Genomic DNA, 2,165 nt, shown 5'->3' with positions numbered 1-2,165 from the left:
CGACGTCGCCCCGCAGCGCCAGCACCTGCGACCGCAGTTGCGGTGCGGAGGTGGTGTGGGGATCGACGGGCGTACCGAGGCGTACCTCCATCGGGCCGGGCATGAAGCTTCCGTCCTTCGGCAGGACGTCGGCAGTCCCCACGATCGCTACCGGAACGATCGGCACGCCGCAGTCTCGTGCCAGACGTACTGCGCCGAAACGAAATTCGCCAATCACGCCGTCTGTCGATCGCGTTCCCTCGGGGTAGATGACGACGGTCCGTCCCGCGCGAAGCGCGGGGCCGGCGGCCGCGAGCAGCGCGTCGTAGTTGCCGTCGCCCGAGCGTCGCACCGGCAGTATCCCGATCAGCGAGGTCGCGATGAAGCGTCGCACCGGCACGTCGAACCAGTAGTCGGCCGCCGCGCCGAAGACAGGACGAGCTGCGGACGGCAGCGCCGCCACCAGCACCGCGGTGTCCGCGTGGGAGGCGTGGTTGGCGACGACGACACAGCCGCCCTTGGCGTTCCAACGCCCGGTCACCGTCAGCCCGCCCGAGACGGCACACACCGTCCGCCAGAGCCGGTGCCGAAGCACGCTCGCAATCCGGCCGGTGGTCATGCCGCCACCAGCGCCATGGGCAGCGTGACGGCATTGGAGAGGTGAGCCGCGGTAACCGGTTGCGTGATCGCATCAAAGTGCTCGAACAGCGCGACAGGCACAGTCGCTTCGATCTGCAGATCGCGGGGAACGAAGTCCGGCACGCGCTGCGCCTTCAGTTCGCGATGCGCGGCCCGCAACCGCAGAATGGTCGTGAGCAGTGATCCGTTCACCAACTGCACCAGCAGGACGGGCATGATCACGGGGAATGCGGTGGCCAGCACCAGGAACAGGCAGCGTTCGGTCTTGCCGAGCGGTCCGCCGTTCCGCCGCGTGAGGCCTGCAGCGGCAACGGCCAGCGATGCGAAGGTCGGCAGTGTGGCGGCCAGCGCCGCCAGCAGGACCTGAAGCACCGGCCAGGACAGCCAGTTCAGTCCGGGGCCGTGCTGCCGCGCCGCCCAGACCGCCAGGCCGCCGAAGGCGAGCAGATCGGCGGCGCGGTCGCCGACTTCGTTGACGACGAAGCCCCATGGCCGGCTCACCCCACGAGCTCGGGCGACCGCCCCGTCGAGGTTCGCGCCCGCCAGGCGCATCACCATCAAGACCGCCGCCAGCGGCCACCATCCGAACGCGATGGCAGTTCCCGCAGCGCCCGCCGCCGCGACACCCGCCGCGGTGAAGACGTCGGGAGACACTCGACGAGCCACCGCGATGTGGACGATCGGGGCCAGCCTCTTGGTGAACCACGGCTTCAATGCGTAGAGGCCGGCCACGCGAGTTTTACGAGAAGTCGAAGGGGCTGCGTGATGGATAGCGACGTTGGTGTTGATGGCCGGCTCCTTTCGTTTCGTGCCGAGTCCTACAGGGGACGCGCCACCTGGTGGCGGCGCGTGCGACAAGTAAATGGAGGCGCACGGACTACCGATCCCAATTCGTTGACGTGCCGTCACCAAAATGAGGCGATCACCTCATGCGCGGCCGTGGGCGCCGCCGCAAGACTTGGGTCACCGCGTGACATCGCCACCGATCGACGAGGGGAAACCGTGACGACTCCTGGACCACACCCGCGCCCGCGTCGCCTCATCGCCGGTGCTGTCATGGCCGCGGTCGCCGCGTTCGCGTCGGCGTTCCTGGCGGCCCCGCCCGCCGCGGCATTCACCTACCCCGACCCGATCTGTAATGGGATGGCCTGCAGCTACCAGTGGTGTCCCGGCATGCCGCTACCGATGGCGTCGGCGGGGACGCCCAACTGGGACATGAATGCCTGGCACCGGTTCATGATCGGACAGATTTCCGCCAACTCGCCGGCGTGGGTGACCAACGGAGGGCTCAACCGCCAGGTCAGGCCGATGGTCATCGAGGGTGACCCGGGACCCTGCCCGGGCTGCGTGAGCTGATCGCCGGTTGCCGGCGCGTTCCGGTCGCCTTCCGAGTCCGCTATCGGTTGCCTCGGTGATTCGGTCCCCGGGTGCTATTCAATTCACCGGTGCCCCCAGTCGGACTCGAACCGACACTGGGCGGATTTTAAGTCCGCTGCCTCTGCCAATTGGGCTATGGGGGCCCGGCGGCGAATCTAGCGCGCGGGCGC

Annotated in this window: 3 protein-coding genes and 1 tRNA gene; 1 reads left to right on the top strand and 3 read right to left on the bottom strand. The window is 68.5% G+C overall.

The genetic code is table 11. The features are described 5' to 3' along the window. Positions 1-598, bottom strand: a 598-nt coding sequence (locus A9X03_RS24070; protein ID WP_068263346.1) for a 1-acyl-sn-glycerol-3-phosphate acyltransferase, incomplete at its 3' end; no start/stop codon positions are given. Next, positions 595-1,350, bottom strand: coding sequence for a CDP-alcohol phosphatidyltransferase family protein (locus A9X03_RS24065; RefSeq protein WP_082950522.1), 756 nt, complete (start codon positions 1,348-1,350; stop codon positions 595-597). The genes A9X03_RS24065 and A9X03_RS24070, both read right to left, overlap by 4 nt. 270 nt (positions 1,351-1,620) lie before the next feature. Between A9X03_RS24065 and A9X03_RS24060 the strand changes: the two genes are divergently transcribed. Beyond that, on the top strand, positions 1,621-1,974 hold the full coding sequence (locus A9X03_RS24060) for a hypothetical protein (protein WP_156746655.1): 354 nt from the start codon (positions 1,621-1,623) through the stop codon (positions 1,972-1,974). A gap of 90 nt (positions 1,975-2,064) precedes the next feature. On the opposite strand, the gene A9X03_RS24055 is transcribed toward A9X03_RS24060, so the two are convergent. Next, positions 2,065-2,138 (bottom strand) — tRNA-Leu (locus A9X03_RS24055). Positions 2,139-2,165: the final 27 nt, after the last annotated feature.

This window comes from Mycobacterium sp. E1715 (genome assembly GCF_001667625.1).
Lineage (GTDB): Bacteria > Actinomycetota > Actinomycetes > Mycobacteriales > Mycobacteriaceae > Mycobacterium.
The sequence above is the reverse complement of the archived record's forward strand: the minus strand, read 5'-3'. Positions and strand labels throughout refer to the sequence as shown.